1 protein-coding gene is annotated in these 350 nt (G+C 31.1%); it reads left to right on the forward strand.

Going from position 1 to position 350, the window contains the following annotated elements; genetic code table 11:
- Positions 1-350 (forward strand): hypothetical protein (locus BW716_RS38000; protein ID WP_220388960.1); only part of this gene is annotated, 350 nt, incomplete at both ends.

A 350-nucleotide genomic window follows, 5' to 3' on the forward strand; every position in this document is an offset into this window, starting at 1 on the left:
AAAAAAAAAAAAAAAAAGGGGAGGGGAGGGGGGGGGGGGGAGCAAAAAGAAAAAGGGGGGGGGGGGGGTGGAGAGAAAAAAAAAATGAAACAGGGGGGCGGAGGGAAGAGCATCTCTTATTAACATTTTCGTCGGGTTGTTTAATTCCTTTTTTTTTTTTGTGTGTTAGAAGAAAGAGAATAAAAAAAAAAAAAATTTTTTTTTTTCAGCATTATAATGGGATTTCTATATCACGTTTTTATTGCATGGGTAGAGTTGTAGGTGTTGGGTTTTGTTTTATTAGTTATTTTTTATTTTTTTCTTTGTCTCTTTTTTTTTTTTTTTTTTTATTTTTTATCTTTATTTATATA

Source organism: [Flexibacter] sp. ATCC 35208 (assembly GCF_001975825.1).
Classification (GTDB): Bacteria; Bacteroidota; Bacteroidia; order Chitinophagales; family Chitinophagaceae; genus Chitinophaga.